Source organism: Paraburkholderia caribensis, assembly GCF_002902945.1.
Classification (GTDB): domain Bacteria; phylum Pseudomonadota; class Gammaproteobacteria; order Burkholderiales; family Burkholderiaceae; genus Paraburkholderia; species Paraburkholderia caribensis.
In genome coordinates, this window is sequence record NZ_CP026101.1 from 3,044,669 (window position 1) to 3,070,922 (window position 26,254).

Consider the following 26,254-nt stretch of genomic DNA (forward strand, 5'->3'; position numbering starts at 1 on the left):
TGCTGGCATCCGCGGTTTGCCTTTGCTTTCGCTGGCATCCGCGAATTGTTATCGCACTTCACACGTCGCCCCTGTGCGGGGCGGCACCTACTTTTCTTTGCCGCCGCAAAGAAAAGTAGGCAAAAGAAAGCGGCTCACACCGCCAGCGCTTGACTTCTGCCCACGGGCCCCCAACGGCCCCGCCCTTCGCACGGCAACGCACCTGTTCACCTGCGTTGCCAACGCTCTCTCCCTGCGCCTCACCCGCTTCACGCTCCCGCGTCACAACACGCCGCGCCAGACAGTCCTCCGCCGCCCAGGTGGCAAACTGTGTGTAGGCCCTCGGCACTCCACACGCTTCACTCCAGACCGATAGCGCATGCGTTCCACCCTGTAAGAGCGCTACCCTATACGACGCGACAACCTACACACAGTTTGCCACCTGGGCGGCACATACCATTCGCTGCCGACTGCACGAGTGCGGGTAATTGAAGCGGGTGAGGCGTTCATTCGAAGCGTTGGCAACGGGCAGCAACCGCGGGCGCTGGCGTGTGAAGGATGGGGCCGTTGGGGGCCCGTGGGCAAACGTCAAGAATTGGCGGTGTGAGCCGCTTTCTTTTGCCTACTTTTCTTTGCGGCGGCGTAACTATTCAGCGGTAACCAGAGGTGAAACGACGAATCCGGCAAAGCCTAACGCCAGCGCGTTGATCAGCGAACGGTTCTGCTTGCGTAAGGTGGCAAGGTAGGAGCGGATCGTGCAGAACGCCTCCATGCCCGATTCCGAGCGGAAGCACCCGGAAATCTTCTGTTTGAGTTTGGGCATGCGGATATCGCGTTCGGCCTGATTGTTGTCGAACGGTACGCGGTGATCGGCAATGAAGCGCCACACCTCATCGGCATACTTGTGAAGCCGTGTGAGCAGGTTGCAGGCAAAGCTTTGCCTGATCCTGCCGCGACGTTCCTGGCGCAAGGGCTCACGCGCCTGCTGTGGATTGAGCTTGCGCGCCCGGGCGATCAGGGCGCGGCTGCGCCGTGTGTAATAGCGTTGGCGCGCCGGGCTCAGCATGTTGTTTCCTGAAGCCCGACTGAGTTCGACCTCGCGCTTTGCCTGGCGAAGCAGGTCAATCATCTGCTGTGCCCAGGGTTGCTGCGTGGACTCCAGGACGAACACCAGTTCACGCAGATGATGGGCATTGCACAGCGCATGCTCACACTCATAGCCGGCATACGGCCGCCAGCCGTCATGGACCGCGACTCCCGTAAAGCCGGGGAGAATGCCGAAGCTGTCCAGCGCCTGACTGCCGCGCTTGCTGTGCGCGCCATACCAGCTCAACGCGTGCGTCGAGGCGACATGCAGCCAGTGGGACTCACGCCCCACGCGCATGCAGCTCTCATCGAAATGCACGACGGGTTGCCCGCGTAGCGCCTGCTGGATCTGATCAACGCACGGCGCCAGTAACTGCGCGGCCTGATCAATACTGTGCTGGACGGTTCCCGTACTCACATGCAAACCGAACAGGTCTTCCAGCGCCTGGGCGGTGCGCGCAACCGGCAACTGCTGGTATTGCGTCAGATAGACGGCTGCGGCGCGAATCTGGGGGCCGTACTGAACCGCCTGGCTCACGCCCTTGGGAAATGCCCCCGAATGCTGCTTGCCGCAGCAGCGGCACTGTGCGATCTGCACGCGATGTTCAGTCACCTCAAAGCGCGTGGGCGGCAGATCAATCACCTGGCGGCCTTCGGGCAACACGGCCACGCTGGCTGCCGCGATGCGGTTGCCACATTTATCGCATACCCGCGCCACCGGGTGAATCTCGATGTGATCGGCTTGCGCGACGCGTTTGAGCGTCTTGCCTTTGTGCCCCGGTTGGGCGCCCGGCCTGGCGTCGCTCGTGTTACGCAATGACTTTGGCTTGCGCTTCGGACCATCGCTTGACGGCGGCTTGCTGGAGTTATGACTGTCCTTCTCAAGCTTTGCCTCGAGCTCGTTCAGACGCCTCACCAGATCAATGATAAGTGCGTCCTTCTGCTCCGGTGTCAGCTCCTTGATGTCGGGCATCTTCGTCATGCCCCTCACTATGCACATCCTGGTAGCAGTTTACAAGCGCTGAATAGTTACGCGGCGGCAAAGAAAAGTAGGTGCCGCCCCGCACAGGGGCGACGCCTGAAGCGCGCTAACGCATCGCGGATGCCAGCGAAAGCGAAAGCGAAAGCAAATCACGGACGCCACCGAAAGCAAAGGCAAATCGCGGATGCCAGCGCAAAACCAACCACACCGCCCCGAAGCCCGCGCCGCAAAAAAACCCTACTTATTCGCAGCGATCCGCTGCTCAATATGCTGCGCTCGCGCCGCCGACGCCGGATGCGAACTCAACATACTCGACTTCCCGCCATCAAGCTTGGCCAGCTTATTGAACGCAGTGACGAGCCCAGCCGGGTCCTGCCCTTTCTTCTTCTGGATATCGAACGAATAATCGTCCGCCGCCGTTTCCTGCGATTGCGAGAACTGCGCATTAATCAGCTTCTCGGAAAAATCCCCAAGCTGCGACGACGAGATCGCGGCCGTAACGCCGCCCGTCGACGATGCCACCGACCGCAGCGCCGACGTCGCATACGCCACCTGCATCGCCTTCTTCGTGTGACCAAGCGCAACGTGACCCATCTCGTGACCGACGACGCCGCGCACCTCGTCGTCCGTCATCATGTCCATCAGGCCGCTATAGACGCGCACGCAGCCGTTCGCCATCGCCCACGCGTTGACGTCCTTCGTGAGGTAAACCTTGTAGTTGACGGGCACGCCATTGATGTTGTCGCCGAGCTGCGCCGCGATCTTGTTCAGGCGCTTCGTGTACGGGCTGCTCGCCGGCGCAATCTTGTTTTCCGCGTCAAGCTGCGCGCACGACTTGTCGGACAGCGTGCGCACGTCGGTGTCCGTCAGCGATGCAGCCTGCACGGCCTGCGTGCCGGACTGAACAAGGGTGTTGGGATCAAGGCTCATCCCCGAACAGGCGGCAAGCACAGCACACGCGGCAGCAGCAAGAGCAACGCGGATCGTTTTCATGACGAACGTCCCTGTGATGATGTTATGGATAGTCGTGCGAGAGCACGAGCGCCCCGCCGGATACCGCAAACAAACGCGAACGAACACGCCGCAGCGGTTTCATCCGGACGGACGCCCAAAGAAAAAGCGCCCGCGACAGGCAAGCGCTTTTTTAACATATCGAAAGGTATTTTCGCGGAAAATGAAAGCTTCGCTAACTCTTCATCCTGCCGAAGCGACGCTCGAACAGCGCGTCGATGCGCGGTGAATCGGGCAGGCGCGGATCAGGTCAAAACGGTGTCGATGAACGACTGACGCTGCGACAGCTTCTGATGGTGCTTGTCGAGATTCGGATGCTGCTCGCGCCAGTCGAGTTGCGGCATGCGGAAGTCCAGATAGCCCAGCGCACAGCCGACGGCCACGTCGGCGAGCGTGTAGTGATTGCCCGCGCACCAGGCTTTCGCGGCAAGACCTTGCGCCATCGCGATCAGGCCGTCGTCGATCTTGTGACGTTGACGCGCGACCCACGATTCGCTGCGATGCGCTTCTTCACGCAGCACGCCTTCGAGGCGGATCAGCACGGCGGCGTCCATGATGCCGTCCGCCAGCGCTTCCCAGCAGCGCACTTCGACCCGCTCGCGGCCCGACTGCGGCACGAGCTTGCACACGGGCGACAGCGTGTCGACGTACTCGCAGATGACGCGCGAATCGAACACGGCCGCGCCGTCTTCCATCACGAGACACGGCACCTTGCCGATCGGGTTGTACTCGTGGATGGCCGTGTCGTCGGCCCAGACGTTTTCGAGTTCGAGCTTGTAGTCGATTTTCTTTTCGGCGAGCACGATCCGCGCCTTGCGGACAAATGGGCTCGACAGCGAACCGATGAGTTTCATTACATCCTGCCTTGGATTGAAATTGGGCGAAAGTATAAGTGCGCCGGCGGGCGCCGGAAGCTTTTCCGTGCGCTGCGCGCCGCGCTTCGCCCCGCCGGCGCGCCGGGTTGTTGACAGATTGCAACAATGCCGGGCAGGCGCGGGGCCGTCTACCTGGCCTGATAGCCAAGGCGTCGCACGACGCGTTCGCCGAAGCGCCCCGCGTGTATCCCGACCCGCGTCAGGCGATTCCATGCGCCGCCGGATTGCCCGCCGCGCGCGGCCACGGGCGACCCGGAAGCGTTTCCCGTTGGGCGATACAATCGCAACATTGCCGCGCGGCGACCGGCCTTGCCCGCGGCGCCGCCCTCCACCACGCACGATGAACCGCCGACCGCACTCATGACCGATCTGACTCCGGCAACCGATATCTACCGTCAGCGCCGCGCGCGCGTACTCGATGCGCTGCGCGTCACGGGCGGCGGCGTCGCAATCGTCCCGACCGCGCCCGAAGTGCTGCGCAACCGCGACGCCGATTATCCGTACCGGCACGACAGCTATTTCTACTATCTGACGGGCTTCACCGAACCGGAAGCGATGCTCGTGCTCGACGCGAGCGCGAAGCAGGACGAGCCTGCGGCGATCCTGTTCTGCCGCGCGAAGAACGCGGAGCGCGAGACGTGGGAAGGCTTCCGCTTCGGCCCCGAAGGCGCGCGCGAAGCCTTCGGCTTCGACGCGGCCTTCGCCTTCGAAGAGATCGACACGCAGTTGCCGCGCATCATCGCCGACAAGCCGGCGCTGCACTACGCGCTCGGCGCATCCGAACAGTTCGACGGCAAGGTGCGCCAGTGGCTCGACGCGGTGCGCATGCAAGGCAGAAGCGGCGTGCTCGCGCCGTCGGCGGTGCATGATCTGATGCCGCTGCTCGACGAAATGCGCCTCGTGAAGGACGACCACGAACTCGCGATCATGCGCCGCGCCGCCGCGATCTCCGCGCAGGCGCACCGGCAGGCGATGGCAGCATGCCGCCCCGGCGTGCGCGAATACGAACTCGAAGCCGAACTGCTGTACACGTTCCGCAAGCACGGCGCGCAGGCGCCGGCGTATGGCTCGATCGTGGCCGCGGGCGCGAACGCGTGCGTGCTGCATTACCCGGCCGGCAACGCAGCCGCGCAGGACGGCGATCTGATCCTGATCGACGCCGCGTGCGAGCTCGACGGCTACGCCTCCGACATCACGCGCACCTTCCCCGCAAGCGGCCGCTTCACGCCCGCGCAGCGCGAGCTCTACGACATCGTACTGGCGGCACAGCAGGCTGCGATCGACGCGACCAAACCGGGCGCGACCTTCGACGCGCCGCATCAGGCCGCCGTGCGCGTGCTCGCGCAAGGACTGCTCGACACGGGCATTCTCAGTCGCGATCTGTTCGCGGGCGTCGACGAGGTGGTCGACGAGCGAGCGTATGCGCGTTTCTACATGCATCGCACGGGGCATTGGCTCGGCATGGACGTCCACGACGTGGGCGACTATCGCGAGCGCGGCGCGCCCGCCGACGAAACCGGCGCGCTGCCCTGGCGCACGCTGAAGCCCGGCATGACGCTGACCATCGAGCCGGGCCTTTATATCCGCGCCGCTGATGACGTACCCGAAAAGTACTGGAACATCGGCATCCGCATCGAGGACGACGCGATCGTCACAGCCACCGGCTGCGAGCTGATCACGCGCGACGTACCCGTCGACGCAGACGAAATCGAAGCGCTGATGCAGCACGCGCAACCCGCGCAGAAGGCCGGCGCGGCCTGAGCGCAAGGAACAGACAAGAAGATGAGCGAAGTCCACCAGGCGGCCAACGCGCCCGCCCTCCCGTCGAGCGACCCGCCCTACGACTACGACGTGACGATCGTCGGCGCGGGGCCGGTCGGTCTTGCCCTCGCGGCTTGGCTCGCGCGGCGCAGCGCGACGCAAAAGCTGAGCGTGGCACTGATCGACGCGCGCGAGCCGGAAGATTCGGTTGCCGATCCGCGCGCGATCGCTGTATCGCACGGCAGCCGGATGATTCTCGAGCCGCTCGCCTGGCCGTCCGATGCGACCGCGATCCAGCGCATTCACGTCTCGCAGCGCGGCCATTTCGGGCGCACGCTGATCGATCACTCGGAGCACGGCCTGCCCGCGCTCGGCTACGTGCTGCGTTATGGGTCGATCGTCCACGCGCTCGCCGGGACCGTGCGCTCGACGCCCGTCCACTGGTTCAAATCGACGAAAGCGCAGGCGCCGCAGCAACTCGAAGACGACGGCGTGCTGCTGCCCATCGAAAGCGCGCACGTCACGCGCACGCTGCGCACGCGCATTCTGGTGAACGCCGAAGGCGGCCTGTTCGGCGAACAGCAGGCGGGTTCGGGCGAAACGCGCGACTACGGGCAAACCGCGCTGGTCGGCACTGTGACGCTGTCGTCGCCGCAGCCGCATGTCGCGTGGGAGCGCTTCACGCCGCAAGGTCCGATTGCGCTGCTGCCGACGGGCGGCGTGCGCGGCGCTGACTACGCGCTGGTCTGGTGCTGCGCGCCGGAGCAAGCGGCGCGCCGCGCGCAATTGCCGGACGAAGCGTTTCTGCGCGAACTCGGTGCCGAGTTCGGCGACCGGATGGGCCGTTTCGTGCAGATCAAGGGACGCGCGGCGTTCCCGCTCGGGCTGAATACCGTCGATACGCTCGTCAAGGGCAACGTCGTCGCAATCGGCAATGCGGCGCAGACGCTGCACCCCGTCGCCGGCCAGGGGCTGAATCTCGGCTTGCGGGACGCGCACGCGCTCGCCGACGCGCTCTCGCATTACGGCGCGACGCGTACCGCGCTGATCGCGTTCGCGCAGCGCCGCGCGCTCGACCGCCGTATGACGATTGGCGCAACCGACACACTTGCGCGTCTCTTCACGATCGACTTTCCGCCGCTCGCGGCGCTGCGCGGTCTCGCCCTCACCGCGCTGGAATTCGTGCCGCCCGTCAAGACCGCGCTCGCGCGCCAGATGATGTTCGGCCAACGCCGCTAGCGCGTCGCGACATCGCGTCAAAGTGGCCGCCGTTCTATGAGCGCGGCCACTTTCATAGAAGATTTAATGAGTTACCTCAGACGCGGTTCGATCTGGGTCAGCGTGTTAACGCTAAAATAGCGGTTTTCCCTCGTATTTTGCGGTATGTGCGGTGCGCGATTTTCATGATCCTGGCGCACCCTACGCTCGCCGCCGATGTTCGCCATGCCCACTCTCGGCTCCCACACTCTGCGTAACAACCTGTTCGTCGCCCCGATGGCAGGCGTCACCGACCGGCCGTTCCGCCAGCTCTGCAAGCGCATGGGTGCGGGCTATGCGGTGTCGGAGATGGTGGCGTCGAACGCGCAGTTGTGGAAGAGCGAAAAGACGATGCGCCGCGCCAATCACACGGGCGAGGTCGAGCCGATCGCGGTGCAGATCGCGGGCGCCGACCCGCAGATGATGGCCGAGGCCGCGCGCTACAACGTCGCGAACGGCGCGCAGATCATCGACATCAACATGGGCTGCCCGGCCAAGAAGGTCTGCAACGTCGCGGCCGGTTCGGCGCTTTTGCAGAATGAGCCGCTCGTGCAGCGGATCGTCGAAGCCGTGGTGAATGCCGTGGGCGTCGGGCCCGATGCCGTGCCCGTCACGCTGAAAATCCGCACCGGCTGGGACCGTGACAACAAGAATGCGTTGACCATCGCGCGTCTGGCCGAAAACGCCGGCATTTCGATGCTGACGGTGCATGGCCGCACCCGCGCCGACCTGTATCACGGCGAAGCGGAGTACGAAACGATTGCCGCTGTGAAGGCCTCGGTGAACATTCCCGTGGTGGCGAACGGCGACATTACGTCGCCGCACAAGGCACGTGAAGTCCTTGCGGCGACGGGCGCGGACGCGATCATGATCGGCCGCGCGGCACAGGGGCGGCCGTGGCTGTTTCGCGAGATCGAACATTTCCTGCTGACGGGCGAGCTGATGGAAGCGCCGCGCATCGACGAGATCCAGCAGGTGATGAACGAGCACCTGGAAGATCACTACGCGTTCTACGGCGAATTTACGGGCGTTCGCACTGCGCGCAAGCACATCGGCTGGTACACTCGCGGCCTTTCTGGCGCCAACGTGTTCCGCCATCGTATGAATACGCTGGACACGACGCGCGAACAACTGCTCGCCGTCAATGAATTCTTCGACGCGCAAAAGGCGATTTCGGACCGCCTCGTGTACGTCGACAACGAAGTCAACAACAACGGTGAGCAGGACCAAACCGACCGACTAGCAGCATGAGCAAGCACAATATCGAACAATGTGTCCGCGATAGCCTGGGGATGTACTTCCAGGATCTCGACGGCTCCAATCCGCACGACGTCTACGACATGGTGATTTCGTGCGTAGAAAAACCGTTGCTCGAGGTGGTGCTCGAGCAGGCCGGCGGCAATCAGTCGCTGGCAGCCGAGTATCTCGGCATCAACCGCAATACGCTGCGCAAGAAACTGCAACAGCACGGCCTGCTGTAGTTTCGGCGCCCTGCCACGCCTTTCATCGGCTTTTGTTCTCATCATGATCAAGCAAGCGCTCATCTCCGTTTCCGACAAGTCCGGCATCGTCGATTTCGCGAAATCGCTGTCCGACCTCGGCGTCAAGATCCTGTCGACGGGCGGCACCGCGAAACTTCTCGCGGACGCCGGCCTTCCCGTTACCGAAGTGGCCGACTACACGGGCTTTCCGGAAATGCTGGATGGGCGCGTGAAGACGCTGCACCCGAAGGTACACGGCGGCATCCTCGCCCGCCGCGATCTGCCCGAGCATATGGCGGCGCTCGAAAAGCACGACATCCCGACCATCGACCTGCTCGTCGTGAACCTGTACCCGTTCGTGCAGACGATCTCGAAGGAAGAATGCTCGCTGGAAGACGCGATCGAGAACATCGATATCGGCGGCCCGACCATGCTGCGTTCGGCAGCGAAGAATCATCGCGACGTGACCGTCGTGGTCGACCCGGCTGACTACGCGGCCGTGCTCGAAGAAATGCGCGCGAACGGCAACACGGTCGGCTACAAGACCAACTTCCGCCTGGCGACCAAGGTGTTCGCGCACACCGCGCAGTACGACGGCGCGATCACGAACTACCTGACGAGCCTCACGGAAGAACTGCAGCACCGCGATCGCAACACCTACCCGGCCACGTTGAACATGGCGTTCGACAAGGTGCAGGACCTGCGCTACGGCGAGAACCCGCATCAGAGCGCCGCGTTCTATCGCGACATCGCGGTGCCGGCCGGCGCGCTCGCGAACTATCGCCAGTTGCAGGGCAAGGAACTGTCGTACAACAACATCGCCGATTCGGACGCGGCGTGGGAATGCGTGAAGACGTTCGACGCGCCTGCATGCGTCATCATCAAGCACGCAAACCCGTGCGGCGTGGCCGTCGGCGCGAACCCGCACGAAGCGTATTCGAAGGCGTTCCAGACTGACCCGACCTCGGCATTCGGCGGCATCATCGCATTCAATCGCGAAGTGGATGAGACGGCGGCGCAGGCTGTTGCGAAGCAGTTCGTCGAAGTGCTGATCGCGCCGTCGTTCAGCGACGCGGCCAAGCAGGTGTTCGCGGCCAAGCAGAACGTGCGTCTGCTCGAAATCGCACTGGGCGATGGCCATAACGCATTCGATCTGAAGCGCGTGGGCGGCGGTCTGCTCGTGCAATCGCTCGATGCGAAGAACGTGCAGCCGCACGAGCTGCGCGTCGTCACGAAGCGCCATCCGACGCCGAAGGAGATGGACGACCTGCTGTTCGCATGGCGCGTCGCGAAGTTCGTGAAGTCGAACGCGATCGTATTCTGCGCGAACGGCATGACGATGGGCGTCGGCGCGGGCCAGATGAGCCGCGTGGATTCGGCGCGCATCGCGAGCATCAAGGCGCAGAACGCGGGCCTGACGCTGTCGGGCACGGCTGTGGCGTCGGACGCGTTCTTCCCGTTCCGCGACGGTCTCGACGTGGTCGTCAACGCGGGCGCGACCTGCGTGATCCAGCCCGGCGGCTCGATGCGCGACGACGAAGTAATCGCCGCCGCCGACGAGCACAACATCGCGATGGTCGTGACGGGCGTGCGCCACTTCCGCCACTGATCGGCTAACCTGCTTCTTCTGAAACGGCCCGGCGGTTGCGACTGCCGGGCCGTTTTGCATTTCGCGTTTGACGTTGTGCCGTTGTAGTATCGCAGGCACTGAATAAGCACGGCACCTATGAGAATTCTCGGCATCGACCCAGGCTTGCGCGTCACCGGTTTCGGCGTGATCGATCAGTCCGGCCACCAGCTGACTTACGTGACGAGCGGCGTCATCAAGACCGCCGATGCCGATCTGCCGACACGCCTGGGCACCATTTTCGAGGGCATCTCCACGCTGATCCGCCAACATGCGCCGGACCAGTCCGCAATCGAAAAGGTGTTCGTGAACGTCAATCCGCAATCGACGCTGCTGCTGGGCCAGGCGCGCGGCGCCGCGATTTGCGGGCTGGTCGCGGGCGGCGTACCGGTTGCCGAGTACACCGCGTTGCAGTTGAAGCAGGCCGTGGTCGGCTACGGGCGCGCTACCAAGGAACAGATGCAGCAGATGGTCGTGCGGCTGTTGTGCCTGTCGGGCATCCCGTCCACCGACGCCGCCGATGCGCTCGGCATGGCGATCTGCCACGCGCACGGCGGCGGCACGTTGAGCACACTGGGCGGCATCGCGCCGGCGCTCGCGAAGAAAGGCTTGCGGGTACGGCGCGGGCGGCTGATCGGCTAGACGCCCTTAGCGTCAGCGCTGCCCCGCCAGTGCCAGCCGGCATGCCAGCCCTGCGAACACCGAGCCGAGCAAATACTGCGGCCAGCGCGAAGGGCGCTTGCCGCCGGTCAGTTTCCGGCTCAGCCGGCTGGCAAGCAGAATCACGCTGCCATTCACGAAGAAGCCGATCACATTGAGCACGGTGGCAAGCAGCATGATCTGCACGGCGACCGAGCCCGCCTCGGGTTTCACGAACTGCGGGAACAATGCCAGCACGAACAGCGCAACCTTTGGATTGAGCAGGTTCGTGAACAACCCTTGCCTGAAAATTCTGCCGACGGGATAACGGCGCATCGACGCATCGGGCGCCAGCATGGTGCCCTCCGAGCGAAACGTCTTCCACGCGAGAAAGAGCAGATAGGCCGCGCCCGTGAAGCGCACGACGTCGTAGGCCATCGGGGCGGCGAGAAAGAGCTGTGACAGGCCGAACGCGGCGGCAAGCGCATGGCAATACGTGCCGACCAGAATCCCGGCGAGCGACGCAAAACCCGCGGCCCTTCCCTGACTCACGCTGCGTGAGGCAATCAGCAACATATCGGGACCGGGCGTGGCGGTAAGCGCGAGACACGCGCCTGAGAACAGCGCGAGCGTGGTGAGACTGAGCATCGAAGACCCCTTTTGGTTTGTTACGCACGTCCAAAAGGGATCTCAGTTTAAGAACCAGAGGCGGCTGGGTCAATCGGCCGCTCCCCTGCTTCGTCAGAAGCGGCGCACGAAAGCCCGCTACGCTGCGCTACACTCGCGCTTTCTCTCTCGATAGAACCCGCCATGATCGGTCGCATCGCCGGCGTCCTGCTGGAAAAGAATCCGCCTCACCTTCTGATCGATTGCAACGGCGTCGGCTATGAAGTCGATGTGCCGATGAGCACCTTCTACAACCTGCCCGGCACCGGCGAGAAAGTCGTGCTCCTCACGCAGATGATCGTGCGCGAGGACGCCCACCTGCTGTACGGCTTTCTGACGCCGCAAGAGCGTTCGACGTTTCGCGAGTTGTTAAAGATCACGGGCATCGGCGCGCGCATGGCGCTTGCCGTGCTGTCCGGCATGAGCGTGCAGGAACTGTCGCAGACGGTGACGATGCAGGACGCCGCGCGCCTTACGCGCGTGCCGGGCATCGGCAAGAAGACGGCGGAGCGGCTCCTGCTCGAACTGAAGGGCAAGCTCGGCGCCGATCTTGGCGCGATGGCGGGCGCGGCGTCGCAGTCCGATCACGCGTCCGACATCCTGAATGCGTTGCTGGCATTGGGATACTCCGAAAAAGAAGGCCTGGCTGCCATCAAGAACGTGCCGGCGGGCACGGGCGTTTCCGAAGGCATCAAGCTCGCGCTGAAGGCGCTGTCGAAGGCCTGACCGCGCTTTCGACGAGCGGCGTGCATGAAGCTTCGCACGCGGCCGTCGTACGCGCACCCTGGCCATCCGGCCAGGTATTCGAACGGGCCGTGCGCGGTACAATGCCCGCATGATCGAACACGACAAACTCGCCGCCGAACGCATCATCGCCGCCACGCCCGTGTCGCCGAACGAAGAAGCGTTCGAGCGCGCGTTGCGCCCGCGCCAGCTCGACGAATATGTCGGCCAGGAAAAGGTGCGCGGCCAGCTGGAAATCTTCATCGAAGCGGCCAAACGCCGCTCCGAATCACTTGATCACGTGCTGCTGTTCGGGCCGCCCGGTCTCGGCAAGACCACGCTCGCGCATATCATCGCGCGCGAGATGGGCGTCAACATGCGGCAAACGTCTGGCCCCGTGCTCGAACGCGCGGGCGATCTCGCTGCGCTGCTGACCAATCTCGAAGCCAACGACGTGCTCTTCATCGACGAGATTCACCGGCTGTCGCCCGTCGTCGAGGAAATCCTGTACCCGGCGCTGGAGGACTATCAGATCGACATCATGATCGGCGAAGGTCCGGCCGCGCGCAGCGTGAAGCTCGATCTGCAGCCGTTCACGCTGGTCGGCGCGACCACGCGCGCAGGTATGCTGACCAACCCGTTGCGCGACCGCTTCGGCATCGTCGCGCGGCTGGAGTTTTATAACGCCGAAGAACTGGCGCGTATCGTGAGCCGCTCGGCGTCGCTGCTGGGCGCTCAGATTCATCCTGACGGCGCACTGGAAATCGCCAGGCGCTCGCGCGGCACGCCGCGTATCGCGAACCGGCTGCTGCGCCGCGTGCGTGACTTCGCCGAAGTGAAGGCGGATGGCAATATCACCGCGCAGGTCGCGGATGCCGCGCTGAAAATGCTCGACGTCGATCCCGTCGGTTTCGATCTCATGGACCGCAAGCTGCTCGAAGCGATCCTGCACAAGTTCGATGGCGGACCCGTCGGCGTCGACAATCTGGCGGCAGCGATCGGTGAAGAGCGCGACACCATCGAAGACGTGCTCGAACCCTATCTGATCCAGCAGGGCTTCTTGCAGCGCACGCCACGCGGACGTGTCGCCACACTGATGACGTATCGGCACTTCGGCCTGGCCGCACCGGACACAGCGAGCCCCGTGCGCAATCTGTGGGATTCGGAGCCGAGCTGAGCAGCGCCTGGAGGGGAACGCGGCGCTGCCGCGTCATCAGACTCAACGCCCGGCTTCGGGCGTTTTTTTCTTGAAGCTGTCGTCTTCCGCGTGACCGTCGAGATGCGCGACATCGGCCCATGACACGACCTTCGCGCGTCCGTCTTCGAATTCGACGACGTTCACGCTCGTGTTCAGCAACGCGTAGTTGCGCGGCGCATCCAGCGGCAAACCATTCGCAAAGCGATACACGCAGTCCAGCACACCACCATGCGCAACGACGGCGATTCGTCCGTTCGGATGCGCGGCGACGACGGGTTCGACGGCATGCAGCACGCGATGATAGAACACGCGTTGCGATTCGCCCTCGGGCGGCGAAAAGCCCGGATCGCGCGTCTGCCACTGCACGTATTCGTCGGGGAAGCGCAGCGAGATTTCGTCGCTGTCGTGCCCCTGGAACGCGCCGTAGTTACGCTCGCGCAAGCCCTTGCTGAGGTTCAGCGGCAGCCCGAGCACGTCGGCAAACGGTTGCGCCGTTTGCTGCGCGCGCATGAGGTCGCTCGAATAGATCGCATCGAGCCGTGCGCCTTCTCTCGCCTCGCGCGCGAAGCGTTCGGCGAGACGTCGCGCCTGGCCGACGCCGCTCGTCGCGAGCGGAATATCGATGTGTCCTTGAATCCGCTTGATGCGGTTCCAGTCGGTCTCGCCGTGTCGGATGAAGAGGACTTGTGTTGCCATGGGTTCGGAGCGGGAAAACAACGGTTATGCGCGCGTCTGCAACCAGAACGTTACCGGGCCGTCGTTGACAAGCGAGACCTGCATGTCCGCGCCGAATTCGCCCGTTTCGACGATGGGATGCTTCGTGCGCGCGGCGGCCACGAAGTAGTCGAACAGGCGCTTGCCCTCGTCGGGCGGTGCGGCGGGCGTGAAGCTCGGGCGCAGGCCGCTGTTGGTATCGGCGGCCAGGGTGAACTGCGAGACGAGCAGCAAGCCGCCCGCGCGCCCCGCGCCGTCGATATTCTGCACAGGAAGATTCATCTTGCCCGCGGCGTCGCTGAACACGCGGTAGCCGAGCATTTTGGCGAGCAGTTTGTCGGCGGCGGCATCGGTGTCGCCGCGCTCGGCGCAGACCAGCGCGAGCAGCCCCGCGTCGATCGCGCCTGTCACACGGTCGGCGACGCGCACTTCCGCGCGCCGCACGCGTTGAATCAGCGCGATCATGCGGCGCCCTTCGGCCGCGTCGCTTGCAAACGCTCGCAGGCGAACATCATGCCGTCAGCGTGACACGCGCAAAACGGCGCTTGCCGACCTGTACGACGAACTCGCCGGCTTCGATCTTCAGGCCCTTGTCCGACACAGTCGCGCCGTCGATCTTCACGCCGCCCTGCTCGATGTTGCGCAGCGCTTCGCTCGTCGACGGCACGAGACCTGCCTGCTTCAGCAGTTGTCCGATTGCGAGCGGCGCGCCCGCGAGCGTCACAGACGGGATATCGTCCGGCACGCCGCCCTTCGCGCGGTGGTTGAAGTCTTCCAGCGCGCGCTCGGCGTCGGGCTGCGAGTGGAAGCGCGCAACGATTTCCTGCGCGAGCATCACCTTGAAATCGCGCGGATTGCGGCCGCCTTCGATTTCACGCTTAAAGCCCTCGATCTCGGCCATCGGACGGAAGGACAGCAGTTCGAAGTAGCGCCACATCAGCACGTCGGAGATGCTCATCAACTTGCCGAACATGTCGTTCGGCTTCTCGCTGATGCCGACGTAGTTGCCCTTCGACTTCGACATTTTCTCGACGCCATCCAGCCCTTCGAGCAGCGGCATCGTCAGAATGCACTGCTGTTCCTGGCCGTACTGCTTTTGCAGTTCGCGGCCGACCAGCAGATTGAACTTCTGGTCCGTGCCGCCGAGTTCGAGGTCGGCGTTCAGCGCGACGGAATCGTAGCCCTGCATCAGCGGATACAGGAATTCGTGGATCGAGATGGGCACGCCACCCTGGAAACGCTTCGTGAAGTCTTCTCGCTCCAGAATGCGCGCGACGGTGTAGCGGGACGCGAGCTTGATCATGCCGTCGGCGCCAAGGGGCATCGACCATTCGCTGTTGTAGCGGATTTCCGTCTTCTCGCGGTCGAGCACCAGCGCGGCCTGCTCGAAATACGTCTTCGCATTCGATTCGATCTGCTCGCGCGTGAGCGGCGGGCGCGTTGCGTTGCGGCCGGACGGGTCGCCGATCAGCGACGTGAAATCGCCAATCAGGAAGATCACCGTGTGGCCGAGATCCTGCAACTGGCGCATCTTGTTCAGCACGACGGTGTGGCCGATGTGGATGTCGGGCGCCGTCGGATCGAGACCGAGCTTGATGCGCAGCGGCGTGCCCGTGGCCGCGCTCTTCGCGAGCTTTTGCGCGAACTCCTCTTCGATCAGCAGTTCGTCGACGCCACGCTTCGTGACTTCGAGCGCGTGGCGGACTTCGTCGGTGATCGGGTACGCGGAATTGGGCTTGGCGGTGGACTCGGTGCTCATGCTGGAACGGGAGATCGCAAAAAGGGAGATTGTCCCATAGTTGAGGCGCATTGCGCCCTGATCTCACGTGAAACGCGCGCCAACGCGCAGCCGCGTAGGACGCGCACGGCGATTGCGAGCCATCGTGCGCGCTCGCGCTGCTCGTTTCGTCCATTGTTTCGCGGCGTGCCGATGAGCGACAATCGTCGTCAACGAGGCGCCAAAAGCATCACGAGGCGCGACGAACGACGATCAGAGGAGCGAAGCGTGGCCAAAGACACGGCAGACGGCGTGTATTTCGGGTTGATGTCAGGTACGAGCATGGACGGCGTGGACGGCATCGCGGTCGAATTTGCGAAAGGCAAGGCGCCCGTCGTGCGGTCGCAGGCGTTCGTGGGCTTCTCCGAGGGTCTACGCGACGCGCTATTCGCCCTCCAGCAACCAGGCGACAACGAAATCGAGCGAGAGGCGCTCGCGGCGAACGCGCTGGCCGCGCGCTATACGGTGTGCTGCCACGAGTTGCTGCGCTCGGGCAACCTGTCGGCCGCGGATGTCCGCGCGATCGGCGTGCACGGGCAAACGGTGCGGCATCGGCCGGAAAAGGGCTACACGAAGCAGATCAACAATCCGGCGCTGCTGGCCGAAATGATGCACATCGACGTGATCGCCGATTTCCGCAGCCGCGACGTCGCGGCGGGCGGCCAGGGCGCGCCCCTCGTGCCGGCCTTCCATGCGACGGTTTTCGGCGCGAAGAACGAGACGCGCGTGGTCTGCAATCTCGGCGGAATCAGTAACATCACGATCCTCTCGGCGAACGGCGCGGTGCGCGGCTTCGATTGCGGTCCCGCTAACGCGCTGCTCGACGAATGGGCGCACAGGCATCTGAACAAGCCATTCGACGAGAACGGCCAGTTTGCGGCGTCGGGCCAGGTGCATCGTCCGTTGCTGAACGCTTTGCTCGATGAGCCGTTTTTCGAGGCGCAGCCGCCGAAAAGCACGGGCCGCGACCTGTTCAACCCTGAATGGCTCGACGCCCGGTTGCAGGAATTCACCAACCTCAGCCCCGCCGACGTCCAGGCGACGTTGGTCGCGCTGACAGCCGTCACCGTCGCGCGCGAGGTCGAGCGCCATGCGCCCGATTGCAAGGCGGTTTACGTGTGCGGCGGCGGCGCACGCAACCCGGAGATCATGAAAGCACTGCAGGGCGCCCTCGCCGAAAGCGGCTGCAGCGGCGTGCCCGTCATGACGACGGAAGCGCTCGGCGTGCCGCCGCATCAGGTGGAACCGCTGGCGTTTGCGTGGCTGGCCATGCGTTGCGTTGCACGCGAACCGGGGAATTTGCCCTCGGTGACGGGCGCGGCGGACGAGCGCGTGCTTGGCGCGATTTATCCGCGCTAATACGGCATGCGAGCTTCGCGTGGAAATAAAAACGGGGCCGAAGCCCCGTTTTTGCTGCAACTTAAGCGAAAAAGCCGCGCTTACACCGAGAACGACGAGCCGCAACCGCAGGTGGTCGTAGCATTCGGGTTCTTGATGACGAACTGTGCGCCGTTGATGTCGTCCTTGTAGTCGATCTCTGCGCCAACCAGATACTGGTAGCTCATCGAATCGATCAGCAGCTGGACGCCGCTTTTGTTCATCACCGTGTCGTCTTCGTTGATGGCTTCGTCGAACGTGAAGCCGTACTGGAAGCCCGAGCAGCCACCACCCTGCACGAACACGCGCAGTTTCAGCTCAGGGTTGCCTTCTTCTTCGATCAGTTCCTTGACCTTGCCAGCCGCTGCGTCGGTGAAGACGAACGGTGCCGGCATCTCGGTCACGGGGGTGTCGGTCACTGCGTCCATGCGAACTCTCCAAAATAGCTTCTACACGCTATTGTATTGCTGTTCCCGATATCGTGCTGAAGCCCATGAAATCAATAGGTTCTTATGCAGACCGGCTGACTCCCGCCGCCACGAAAGGTGTCTACGATGTCCTCGTACACCTGTCAGCGATGTCCACATACGGATCGACAATGCAGCACGACAAATAAAAAAGCCGCCTTCGCAGATGCGTTGGCGGCTTTCTGCAGCAAGCCCTGCCTGAAACAGAGCCAGCCCGAAACGATTAACGCTTCGAGAACTGCTTGCGGCGACGTGCCTTGTGGAAACCGACCTTCTTACGCTCGACTTCACGTGCGTCACGCGTCACGAAGCCTGCGTTCGACAGTGCCGGCTTCAGCGTTGCGTCGTAGTCCATCAGCGCGCGGGTGATGCCGTGGCGAACTGCACCGGCTTGACCCGTTTCACCGCCGCCCGTCACGTTGACCTTGATGTCGAACGTGGCAGCGTGGTTCGTGAGTTCCAGCGGCTGACGCACGATCATCAGCGACGTTTCGCGCGAGAAGTAGTCAGCGATGGGCTTGCCGTTGACGACGATCTCGCCCTTGCCTGCCTTGATGAAGACACGAGCAACGGCGCTCTTGCGGCGGCCCGTACCGTAATTCCAGTTACCGATCATGTGGGCTCCCCTTAGATCTCGAGCGCCTTCGGCTGTTGTGCCGAATGCGGATGCGTTGCTTCGGCGTAGACCTTCAGCTTCTTGATCATCGCGTAGCCGAGCGGGCCCTTCGGCAGCATGCCTTTGACCGCTTTCTCGAGCGCGCGGCCCGGGAAGCGTTCTTGCATCTTGCCGAACGTCGTCTCATAGATACCGCCCGGGTAGCCCGAGTGGCGATAGTACTTCTTGTCCGTGGTCTTGTTACCCGTGACCTTCAGCTTGCCGGCGTTGATAACGATGATGAAATCACCGGTGTCGACGTGCGGAGTGAATTCAGGCTTGTGCTTGCCGCGAAGACGGTGTGCCACTTCGCTGGCGACACGCCCGAGAACCTTATCCGTCGCGTCAATCACGTACCATTCGCGCGTAACCTCATGGGCTTTTGCGGAAAACGTCTTCATGATCGATCCAAAAAATAGTGCTGCGCCCTGTGTTTTTTCCTGCTTGTATGTGCGCTTCGAGGCGCGTGCAGGCTCTCCCTGGTTCTTCCTCCGCGGGCGCGACTGCGGAAAAGCCCTGAATTATAAAGGAATTTGCGCTTAGTAGTCAAAGCGCCCGAACAACGGAAAGCTGAGGACGAAAAAAAGCCCGAACTAGCGGTTCGGGCTTAATCCACCTTTGGAGGAGGGTGGAGGAGACATGCGGAGATTGTCGAACTGCGACAACCAATGAACTGATTATATGGCTGCTGCTTGTGCAACGCAAGAACATTTGCAATGTGAAATCTAATTTCATTATACGAAAAGCATCTTGCCGCTTCCTCGATCCCGGCTAACTCTTTCGAGAACAATGGCTTAGCGTGCGTGGACAGGACAACCACTGGAGTCGCCCTAGAGGTTCGCACCTAAAATCGTCCGTGCTATCCCTTATGCGCGGAACATGCCGCAGCGCAGCACACGAGGCACAATCCGCATAACCGGCCGCCGGTGTCGCCCCGGGCGAGCCATCATCCGTCGGGCTACAATGCGCATCTCGAATTCAAGCATGTGAGCGGAGTACAGGAATGGAATGCAAAGTCAGCTGGATGGGTCAGGATGGCATGGCGTTCGCCGCCGAAACGGGCAGCGGCCACCTCGTCGCGATGGACGGCGCGCCTGAAGGCGGCGGCCGCAATCTGGCGCCGCGTCCGATGGAAATGGTGCTGCTCGGCACGGGCGGCTGCACGGCGTACGACGTCGTGATGATCCTGAAAAAGAGCCGTCAGGAAATCAGCGGCTGCTCGGTGACGCTGAAAGCCGAGCGCGCGAGCGAGGACCCGAAGGTATTCACGAAGGTCCATTTCCATTTCACGGTGACGGGCAAGAACCTGAATCCGTCGACGGTGGAACGCGCGATCAATCTGTCGCACGACAAATATTGCTCAGCGTCGATCATGATCGCGAAAACGGCCGAGCTCACGCATTCGTTCGATATCGTTGCGGGCTAACGCCGCCTGACGCGAAGCGAATGCAAAAAATGCCGGCGTCCCATTGGGACGCCGGCATTTGTCATTTGAGCGGCAAAGCAGGCCGATAAGCCGGATTTTGTGCACGCAACGCGCCCGAAAGCGCGCCACGCGTGGCAGTCATTCCTCTAGGCGCGCCATTGCTGACGCGCTCAAGCTTCCTACCCGCTGACGTGACGGGGGCCCCGCCCTGCATCTCGAAGATGCTAGCCAGCCTACTTGGAATTGCTCCGGGTGGAGGTTACCGTGCCGGTCTGCCTCGCAGCAGCCGCGGTGCGCTCTTACCGCACCGTTTCACCCTTACCTGATCCCGGCTTGCGCCGGGCCATCGGCGGTTTGCTTTCTGTTGCCCTGTTCCGCGTGTCACCACGGATGGCCGTTAGCCATCACCCTGCCCTGTGGAGTCCGGACTTTCCTCGCCCTCGCCGGCCGAAACCGCCGAGGCCGCGACTGCCTGGCCTGCTTTGCTGATGGACATTTTAACATCTGGCGTTCCGCGAGACCGCCGCCCGCTGCGAAACACAGAGGCATCGTCGTAGAAAGACGGCGCGTCGTTCGCTGCCCACCAGTCGGGAATGCCCAGCACGGGTAGCGGCGCGAACATCCGGGCGCTGAAGCTCGGCGTATCGAGCAGCGTGCGGGCGATGGTTTCGTCCAGAAACGCGTCGCGCGAAATACGGGGCCATGAGAAATAGGCAGACGGCACCTCGACGATCCACGCGTGTGCGGTACACGCCTTATAGGGCGTAACGAGTTTTTCCAGCAGCGCGTGCCCGAAGCAGCGCACCTCGCAGCGCTCGCCCCACGCCGCTCGCCGGTCGACGAACAGCGTTTTCCAGTCGAACGAGCGCAGTGCGGCCGATACCGACGCGTCCGCACACGCGAACAGCACGGCGTTCTCGTCGAACAGTGTGAGTGCGTCGCGCGTGCCGCCGCGCGTCGGGCCGATGCCGAGAACATCGACAGCCGCCGACCCGCGCGCGCTCAGCGCCGCCTTGATACGCGGAAACTGAAACCACATCAGCGCGTTGAAGAAATCATGCAGATTGTGGCGTGTCGGCACGCAGCCTGATGCGGCAATATGCGCTTCGTACGCGGTGCCGGGCGGCAATGCGTCCTGCGGGATAAAGGCGAGCTGCTTTCCGCGTCCCGTTGTGACGACGGCGGACGCGGCATCCGCGTTCATCTCGCGCAACTGATCCGCCGCACTGCGCAGCGCAGCCTGTTGCCAGCGCACGCCGCGCGTCGCGACCTGCGCGAACCACGGCATCGACCAGTCGATATCCGCGAAGCCCGTTGCAGCGCGTTTCAACACGCCGCCCGCGGAGCCGATATTGCGCGACATTCGCTCAGCAAGCGCTCAAACGAGCTTCCAGCCGATCGTCTCGCCGCCGCGCAACGGCACGACGGGCGTATCGCCTGCCGCGACTTCGGCAGGCAGCGTCCATTCTTCCCGGCGCAGCGTGACCTTCTCCTCGCTGCGCGGCAGGCGGTAGAAATCGGCGCCATGGAAGCTCGCGAAGCCTTCGAGCTTGTCGAGCGCGCCCGCCTTGTCGAACGCTTCGGCGTACAGCTCGAGTGCATGCAGCGCTGTATAGCAGCCCGCGCAGCCGCACGCATGTTCCTTCAGGCCCTTCGGATGCGGCGCGCTGTCCGTGCCGAGGAAAAAGCGTGGATTGCCCGACGTGGCCGCCTCGACGAGCGCCACACGGTGCGTCTCGCGCTTCAACACAGGCAAGCAGTAATAATGCGGACGGATGCCGCCCTGGAAAATCGCGTTGCGGTTGTACAGCAGATGATGCGCAGTGATCGTCGCGCCCAGCAGTTCGGGCGGCGCGCCCGCGTCACGGACATAATCGGCGGCGTCCTTGGTGGTGATGTGCTCGAACACGACCTTCAGCGCCGGGAAATCGCGGCGCAGCGGCGTCATCACGCGGTCGATGAACACTTTCTCGCGATCGAAAAGATCGATCGAGGAATCCGTCACTTCGCCGTGAATGAGCAGCGGCATGCCCGTTTCCTGCATCATCTCGAGCGTTTTCGCGCATTTGCGGATGTCGCTGACGCCTGCGTCCGAATTCGTCGTCGCGCCCGCCGGATACAGCTTCACGCCATGCACGAAACCGCTTTCGCGGGCGCGGCGGATCTCTTCGGGCGGCGTGTTGTCGGTCAGATACAGCGTCATCAGCGGCTCGAACTTCACGCCGGCCGGGATCGCCGCGACGATCCGCTCGCGGTAGGCGCGCGCCATCTCGGTCGTCGTGACGGGCGGTTTCAGGTTCGGCATGATGATCGCGCGGCCGAACTGGCGCGCGGTGTGCGGCAGGACGGCGGCAAGCATCGCGCCGTCGCGGACGTGCAGATGCCAGTCATCGGGACGGGCGAGCGTGAGGGTATCGACGGAAGCAGCGGTAGATGCGGTCATGGCGGGGACTCACGAGCGTCGAGCAAGCGGCAGATTGCATAACTGACGAGGCTAATCCACAAATGCAGCCAAAACACCCGTCAATTTTGCTTTTTGCCGTTTCTGGCTCGGTGATATGCTTGGAAAATCATCATTGTAACGGGTCGGCCCATGCGGGCTCATACCCCGTTAGAAAGGCTTGTCTTCCGCATCATGTGCCAACTACTCGGAATGAATTGCGCCGCGCCCACGGACGTCACGTTCTCGTTCACCGGCTTCGCGGCGCGCGGCGGCGTCACCGACCACCACTCCGACGGCTGGGGCATCGCCTTCTTCGAAGACAAGGCCTGTCGCCTGTTCATCGATCATCAGTCGTCGGCCACCTCGCCCATCGCCGAGATGGTCAAGCGCTACCCGATCAAGTCGAAGAACACGATCGCGCATATCCGCAAGGCGACGCAAGGGCATATCGTGCTCGAGAACTGCCATCCGTTCATGCGGGAGTTGTGGGGACGCCACTGGATCTTCGCGCACAACGGTGATCTGCAGAATTACAGCCCGGTGCTGTCGGGCGTGTACCAGCCCGTCGGCAGCACCGATAGCGAGCTGGCGTTCTGCGCGCTGCTGCAAGGGTTGCGCAAGGCGTTTCCTGGTTCGCAACCGCCGCTGAACGAACTGTTCGCCGCGCTGGAAACGTTGACCCGCGAAATCACCCAGTTCGGCGTGTTCAATTTTCTGATGTCGAATGGCCAGGCGTTGTTTGCGCACTGCTCGACGCATCTTCATTACCTTGTGCGCAGCTGGCCGTTTTCGACCGCGCATCTGGTCGACGCGGACGTATCGATCGATTTCGCCAAGTATACGACGCCCGAAGACCGCGTCGCCGTGATCGCCACGCAGCCGTTGACCGACAACGAAATATGGACCGCTTTCGAGCCGGGCGATCTACTGATGTTCCAGCACGGCGAAGTGATCGCGCGCGCCAACGTGCCCGTGCCGCCGGCCGTGCTGGAGAAGGCGCGCAATCCCGCCTGTGATCGCAGCGCTTCTGCGAGCATGCTGCCCGTCGCGTCTGTTCTCGATCTCGAATCCGACGACGCCGCCGCGTACGAATCCTGATCGCCCGATAGCCGCCTTCGCGCTAGTCCCGTCGCTCGCGGGCGGTGTCGCTACTGGCGTGCGCTCGCTGCAAGACCGTCTTCACCCGCGCTGACGCCGCCTTCTGTCTCGTGCGCCGCAGCGCTTCCACACAAGAACTGGCGCAGCGCGGGATGACAACGCCAGCGTTCCGTTTCGTGCACTTTCTGTGGATTGCCGGGTTCAAGGCGATGGGAACAGCAATCGCACAGCTTCCTGCGACAGACCTCGAGGCTTGCGGCAAGTGCGCTCGCACTCAGCGGATCTGCGTAGTTGACGGCAGGAATAGCCAGCAGGAGAGCTTTCAGACGCGAATCCGATCCGTCAGCTATCGCGTCGTTCATCAGACGCCCGGCGATTTGCTCCGCCTCGTGTTGAAAGACTTCGAGCATTCTTCTGGATAACTGATTTTTTTGCCCATGACGAGAAATCCACATCTGCGCCGACTCCGCGAACTGCGCAGCGGTCAGCCATTTGCCTTCCAGCTGCATTGACACTAACTCGTGAACGACCAGGTCGCTCATCAAAAACACTTTCATGGATTGTCTCTTGTCGATCGAAAACGAATGAGTGCGACGCACCCCGCTCACCTCATCACGTTTCGCCGGGAAGCTTATGCGCATGCCACCACAAGTTACATGAGACGATTCCGATTAACACGCATCCTTAATAAGCAATACTCCTAATTTTATATATCGTTCTATTTTTCGAAAGCCGCACGAAAGAATAAATAAAAAGAGAGATAAAAAAAAGCCGCCCTGATGGAGCGGCTTTTTTGCTTCTACAGCCTGCTTTTAATGCAGGATCTTTGCGAGGAAATCCTTCGCGCGATCCGATTTCGGATTCGCAAAAAAGTCTTCCTTGCGGTCGTCTTCGACGATGAGGCCCTTGTCCATGAAAATCACGCGATGCGCGACCTTCTTCGCGAAACCCATTTCGTGCGTCACGCACATCATGGTCATGCCTTCCTGCGCAAGTTCGACCATCACGTCGAGCACTTCGTTGATCATTTCAGGATCAAGCGCGGAAGTGGGTTCGTCGAACAGCATCGCAATCGGGTCCATCGACAGCGCCCGCGCAATCGCCACACGCTGCTGCTGACCGCCCGACAACTGCCCAGGATACTTGTCCGCGTGCGCGCGCAAGCCGACGCGATCGAGCAGCTTGAGGCCCTTCGCAGTCGCTTCGTCCTTCGAGCGGCCGAGCACCTTGATCTGCGCGAGCGTCAGGTTTTCGGTGATCGACAGATGCGGGAACAACTCGAAGTGTTGAAACACCATGCCGACCTTCGAACGCAGCTTCGACAGGTTTGTCTTCTTGTCGGTGAGCGACTGGCCGTTGATCACGATTTCGCCTTTCTGAAACGGCTCGAGCCCGTTGACCGTCTTGATCAGCGTCGATTTACCCGAACCCGACGGGCCGCACACGACGACCACTTCGCCCTTTTTCACTTCCGTCGTGCAGTCGGTCAGCACCTGGAACTGACCGTACCACTTCGACACATTCTTGATAGAGATCATCTTGCGACCTTTTTCTGAAGACTTTTGACGAGGCTCGACGCGACCACGCACACCACGAAGTAACACGCACCCGCGAACAGTACCATTTCGACGTTCGTGCCGTCACGGTCGCCAATATTCGTGGCCGTGCGGAAGAAGTCGGCGAGGCTGATCACGTAGACGAGCGACGTATCCTGAAACAGCACGATGGCTTGCGTGAGCAACAGCGGCACCATCGCGCGGAACGCCTGCGGCAGCACGACGAGGCGCATCGCCTGCGCGTAGCTCATGCCGAGCGCGTACGATGCGTTCACCTGGCCGCGCGGCACCGCCTGAATGCCCGCGCGGATGATTTCCGAGTAGTACGCAGCTTCGAACAGCGAGAACGCGACCATCGCCGACGCGAGCCGGATGTCGATGTCGGCGGAAAGGCCCAGCACGTTCTGCAGCAACTGCGGCACGATCAGGAAGAACCACAGCAGAACCATCACGAGGGGGATCGAGCGGAAAAGCGTCACGTAGATCTTCGCGAACCACTCGAACGGCTTGAACGACGACAGCCGCATGATCGCGAGCACCGTGCCCCACACGATGCCGACCACGATCGCGAGAATCGTGATCTTGAACGTGACGACGGCGCCCGTCCACAGCGTCGGCAGTGCGCCCGGAATACCGCTCCAGTCGAAATGATGCATCACTTGCCTCCGATATAGCCAGGCAACCGGCTCTTGGCTTCGACGATGCGCATCAGCGTCATCACAATCAGGTTGATGAGCAGGTACGCGACCGTGACGGCGATGAACGACTCATAGGTCTGCGCCGTGTAGTCGACGAGCTGGCGCGCCTGAGCGGACAGATCCAGCAGACCGATGGTCGATGCAACGGCAGAGTTCTTGAAGATGTTCAGGAACTCCGACGTGAGCGGCGGCACGATGATCCGGTACGCGACGGGCAAGAGCACGTAACGATACGTCTGCCATTGCGTGAAGCCAAGCGCAAAGCCCGCGCCGCGCTGGCCGCGCGGCAGCGCGTTGATGCCCGAGCGGACCTGCTCGCACACACGCGCGGCGGTGAACAGCCCGAGACAGATGATCGACGACGAGAAGAACTGCGCGCCAGGCGGCAGCTGCTTGAACCATGTGCCGATCGAAACGGGCAGCAGCTCGGGTATCACCAGATACCAGATGAAGAACTGAACGATCAGCGGAATGTTACGGAAGATGGCGACGTAGACGGTGCCGATCGCCGCGAGGCGCGGGTTCTGGACCGTGCGCAGCACGCCGAAGAACGACCCGACGATCAGCGCGATCACCCACGCGCACAGCGAAACGGTGACCGTCACCCAGAGACCGGACAGCAGCCAGCCGAGATAGGTGGTCGGCTCGCCGGTGGAAACCGGACTCAGCAGAATGCCCCAGTTCCAGTGGTATGACATGACGAAGACTCCAACAAAAAGAAACGGAAGAAGCGCTTGCCCCTTCCGTTCTGTTCAACA

27 protein-coding genes, 1 other RNA gene and 1 pseudogene are annotated in these 26,254 nt (G+C 62.7%); 12 read left to right on the plus strand and 17 right to left on the minus strand.

The window, feature by feature from the left end; genetic code table 11:
- Window positions 1–625 precede the first annotated feature (625 nt).
- Entirely contained in the window at window positions 626–2,047 is a 1,422-nt protein-coding gene (gene tnpC / locus C2L66_RS13435) for an IS66 family transposase (RefSeq protein ID WP_060599691.1), read from the minus strand.
- Window positions 2,048–2,284: 237 nt separating this feature from the next.
- Window positions 2,285–3,040 (minus strand): metalloprotease LoiP, encoded by a 756-nt coding sequence (gene loiP, locus C2L66_RS13440; RefSeq protein ID WP_054928946.1) that lies wholly within the window; start codon window positions 3,038–3,040, stop codon window positions 2,285–2,287.
- Between loiP and C2L66_RS40640 the strand changes: the two genes are divergently transcribed.
- Window positions 3,039–3,287 carry a hypothetical protein gene (locus tag C2L66_RS40640; RefSeq protein WP_148654554.1) on the plus strand — a complete coding sequence of 83 codons (249 nt, stop codon included), beginning with the start codon at window positions 3,039–3,041 and terminating at the stop codon, window positions 3,285–3,287. The two genes, loiP and C2L66_RS40640, sit on opposite strands and share 2 nt — an antisense overlap.
- Window positions 3,288–3,303: 16 nt before the next feature.
- On the opposite strand, the gene C2L66_RS13445 is transcribed toward C2L66_RS40640, so the two are convergent.
- A complete protein-coding gene (locus tag C2L66_RS13445) occupies window positions 3,304–3,912 on the minus strand; it encodes a glutathione S-transferase N-terminal domain-containing protein (RefSeq protein ID WP_060599690.1) in 609 nt (202 codons plus the stop codon).
- A 381-nt stretch (window positions 3,913–4,293) separates the two neighbouring features.
- On the opposite strand from C2L66_RS13445, the gene C2L66_RS13450 reads away from it, so the two are divergent.
- From C2L66_RS13450 to ruvC, 6 genes are all read left to right on the plus strand, one after another.
- A complete protein-coding gene (locus C2L66_RS13450) occupies window positions 4,294–5,694 on the plus strand; it encodes an aminopeptidase P N-terminal domain-containing protein (protein WP_060602466.1) in 1,401 nt (466 codons plus the stop codon).
- Window positions 5,695–5,715: 21 nt separating this feature from the next.
- Window positions 5,716–6,933, plus strand: coding sequence for a UbiH/UbiF/VisC/COQ6 family ubiquinone biosynthesis hydroxylase (locus C2L66_RS13455; protein WP_060599689.1), 1,218 nt, complete (start codon window positions 5,716–5,718; stop codon window positions 6,931–6,933).
- A gap of 204 nt (window positions 6,934–7,137) precedes the next feature.
- Entirely contained in the window at window positions 7,138–8,202 is a 1,065-nt protein-coding gene (gene dusB, locus C2L66_RS13460) for a tRNA dihydrouridine synthase DusB (protein WP_060602463.1), read from the plus strand.
- The gene (locus C2L66_RS13465) at window positions 8,199–8,432 is read left to right on the plus strand and encodes a Fis family transcriptional regulator (RefSeq protein WP_007587477.1); all 234 of its coding nucleotides are present in this window, start codon (window positions 8,199–8,201) and stop codon (window positions 8,430–8,432) included. Before dusB ends, C2L66_RS13465 begins: the two co-directional genes overlap by 4 nt.
- 43 nt (window positions 8,433–8,475) lie before the next feature.
- Window positions 8,476–10,041 (plus strand): bifunctional phosphoribosylaminoimidazolecarboxamide formyltransferase/IMP cyclohydrolase, encoded by a 1,566-nt coding sequence (gene purH / locus C2L66_RS13470; RefSeq protein ID WP_060599688.1) that lies wholly within the window; start codon window positions 8,476–8,478, stop codon window positions 10,039–10,041.
- Window positions 10,042–10,158: 117 nt separating this feature from the next.
- Window positions 10,159–10,701, plus strand: a complete 543-nt coding sequence (gene ruvC / locus C2L66_RS13475) for a crossover junction endodeoxyribonuclease RuvC (protein ID WP_054928950.1) — start codon at window positions 10,159–10,161, stop codon at window positions 10,699–10,701.
- A gap of 12 nt (window positions 10,702–10,713) precedes the next feature.
- Here ruvC and C2L66_RS13480 read toward each other — a convergent pair whose 3' ends face one another.
- Window positions 10,714–11,346: a LysE family translocator gene (locus C2L66_RS13480; RefSeq protein WP_054928951.1), complete on the minus strand. Its 633-nt coding sequence runs from the start codon at window positions 11,344–11,346 to the stop codon at window positions 10,714–10,716.
- A gap of 162 nt (window positions 11,347–11,508) precedes the next feature.
- Between C2L66_RS13480 and ruvA the strand changes: the two genes are divergently transcribed.
- Together ruvA and ruvB are read left to right on the plus strand one after the other, a co-directional pair.
- Window positions 11,509–12,090, plus strand: a complete 582-nt coding sequence (gene ruvA / locus C2L66_RS13485; protein ID WP_012401931.1) for a Holliday junction branch migration protein RuvA — start codon at window positions 11,509–11,511, stop codon at window positions 12,088–12,090.
- 109 nt (window positions 12,091–12,199) lie between these two features.
- Window positions 12,200–13,264 (plus strand): Holliday junction branch migration DNA helicase RuvB, encoded by a 1,065-nt coding sequence (gene ruvB / locus C2L66_RS13490; protein WP_054928953.1) that lies wholly within the window; start codon window positions 12,200–12,202, stop codon window positions 13,262–13,264.
- A 42-nt stretch (window positions 13,265–13,306) separates the two neighbouring features.
- Here ruvB and C2L66_RS13495 read toward each other — a convergent pair whose 3' ends face one another.
- From C2L66_RS13495 to tyrS, 3 genes are read right to left on the minus strand one after another with little or no spacing between them, the layout of a single operon-like run.
- Window positions 13,307–13,981, minus strand: coding sequence for a histidine phosphatase family protein (locus C2L66_RS13495; protein WP_054928954.1), 675 nt, complete (start codon window positions 13,979–13,981; stop codon window positions 13,307–13,309).
- 24 nt (window positions 13,982–14,005) lie between these two features.
- On the minus strand, window positions 14,006–14,464 hold the full coding sequence (gene dtd / locus C2L66_RS13500) for a D-aminoacyl-tRNA deacylase (RefSeq protein ID WP_054928955.1): 459 nt from the start codon (window positions 14,462–14,464) through the stop codon (window positions 14,006–14,008).
- Window positions 14,465–14,510: 46 nt separating this feature from the next.
- Window positions 14,511–15,758, minus strand: coding sequence for a tyrosine--tRNA ligase (gene tyrS / locus C2L66_RS13505; protein WP_036002682.1), 1,248 nt, complete (start codon window positions 15,756–15,758; stop codon window positions 14,511–14,513).
- A 246-nt stretch (window positions 15,759–16,004) separates the two neighbouring features.
- On the opposite strand from tyrS, the gene C2L66_RS13510 reads away from it, so the two are divergent.
- The gene (locus tag C2L66_RS13510) at window positions 16,005–17,135 is read left to right on the plus strand and encodes an anhydro-N-acetylmuramic acid kinase (RefSeq protein WP_060599687.1); all 1,131 of its coding nucleotides are present in this window, start codon (window positions 16,005–16,007) and stop codon (window positions 17,133–17,135) included.
- An 80-nt stretch (window positions 17,136–17,215) separates the two neighbouring features.
- Here the strand turns inward: C2L66_RS13510 and erpA are convergent, their stop codons facing one another.
- The 3 genes from erpA to rplM form a co-directional block, all read right to left on the minus strand.
- The gene (erpA, locus tag C2L66_RS13515; protein WP_036002677.1) at window positions 17,216–17,581 is read right to left on the minus strand and encodes an iron-sulfur cluster insertion protein ErpA; all 366 of its coding nucleotides are present in this window, start codon (window positions 17,579–17,581) and stop codon (window positions 17,216–17,218) included.
- Window positions 17,582–17,843: 262 nt separating this feature from the next.
- Window positions 17,844–18,236 carry a 30S ribosomal protein S9 gene (gene rpsI, locus C2L66_RS13520; protein WP_042308025.1) on the minus strand — a complete coding sequence of 131 codons (393 nt, stop codon included), beginning with the start codon at window positions 18,234–18,236 and terminating at the stop codon, window positions 17,844–17,846.
- A gap of 11 nt (window positions 18,237–18,247) precedes the next feature.
- Window positions 18,248–18,676 carry a 50S ribosomal protein L13 gene (rplM, locus tag C2L66_RS13525; protein ID WP_007587440.1) on the minus strand — a complete coding sequence of 143 codons (429 nt, stop codon included), beginning with the start codon at window positions 18,674–18,676 and terminating at the stop codon, window positions 18,248–18,250.
- Window positions 18,677–19,278: 602 nt separating this feature from the next.
- Here rplM and C2L66_RS13530 point away from each other — a divergent pair.
- Window positions 19,279–19,701, plus strand: a complete 423-nt coding sequence (locus C2L66_RS13530; RefSeq protein ID WP_054928957.1) for an OsmC family protein — start codon at window positions 19,279–19,281, stop codon at window positions 19,699–19,701.
- 70 nt (window positions 19,702–19,771) lie between these two features.
- On the opposite strand, the gene rnpB is transcribed toward C2L66_RS13530, so the two are convergent.
- The 3 genes and pseudogenes from rnpB to pyrC all read right to left on the minus strand — a co-directional run bounded on the left by rnpB (window position 19,772) and on the right by pyrC (window position 22,144).
- Window positions 19,772–20,185, minus strand: an RNA gene (rnpB, locus tag C2L66_RS13535) — RNase P RNA component class A.
- 99 nt (window positions 20,186–20,284) lie between these two features.
- Window positions 20,285–21,064 (minus strand): annotated as a pseudogene (locus C2L66_RS13540) (DUF3025 domain-containing protein); the annotation flags it as partial.
- 15 nt (window positions 21,065–21,079) lie between these two features.
- Window positions 21,080–22,144, minus strand: a complete 1,065-nt coding sequence (gene pyrC, locus C2L66_RS13545; protein ID WP_054928959.1) for a dihydroorotase — start codon at window positions 22,142–22,144, stop codon at window positions 21,080–21,082.
- Window positions 22,145–22,336: 192 nt separating this feature from the next.
- Between pyrC and C2L66_RS13550 the strand changes: the two genes are divergently transcribed.
- Window positions 22,337–23,242 carry a class II glutamine amidotransferase gene (locus C2L66_RS13550; RefSeq protein ID WP_082433721.1) on the plus strand — a complete coding sequence of 302 codons (906 nt, stop codon included), beginning with the start codon at window positions 22,337–22,339 and terminating at the stop codon, window positions 23,240–23,242.
- A gap of 50 nt (window positions 23,243–23,292) precedes the next feature.
- Here the strand turns inward: C2L66_RS13550 and C2L66_RS13555 are convergent, their stop codons facing one another.
- The 4 genes from C2L66_RS13555 to C2L66_RS13570 all read right to left on the minus strand — a co-directional run bounded on the left by C2L66_RS13555 (window position 23,293) and on the right by C2L66_RS13570 (window position 26,194).
- Window positions 23,293–23,799, minus strand: coding sequence for a hypothetical protein (locus tag C2L66_RS13555; RefSeq protein ID WP_060599686.1), 507 nt, complete (start codon window positions 23,797–23,799; stop codon window positions 23,293–23,295).
- Window positions 23,800–24,054: 255 nt separating this feature from the next.
- Window positions 24,055–24,780, minus strand: a complete 726-nt coding sequence (locus tag C2L66_RS13560) for an amino acid ABC transporter ATP-binding protein (RefSeq protein WP_007587434.1) — start codon at window positions 24,778–24,780, stop codon at window positions 24,055–24,057.
- A complete protein-coding gene (gene gltK, locus C2L66_RS13565; protein WP_054928962.1) occupies window positions 24,777–25,454 on the minus strand; it encodes a glutamate/aspartate ABC transporter permease GltK in 678 nt (225 codons plus the stop codon). Before gltK ends, C2L66_RS13560 begins: the two co-directional genes overlap by 4 nt.
- On the minus strand, window positions 25,454–26,194 hold the full coding sequence (locus C2L66_RS13570; RefSeq protein WP_054928963.1) for an amino acid ABC transporter permease: 741 nt from the start codon (window positions 26,192–26,194) through the stop codon (window positions 25,454–25,456). Before C2L66_RS13570 ends, gltK begins: the two co-directional genes overlap by 1 nt.
- Window positions 26,195–26,254: the final 60 nt, after the last annotated feature.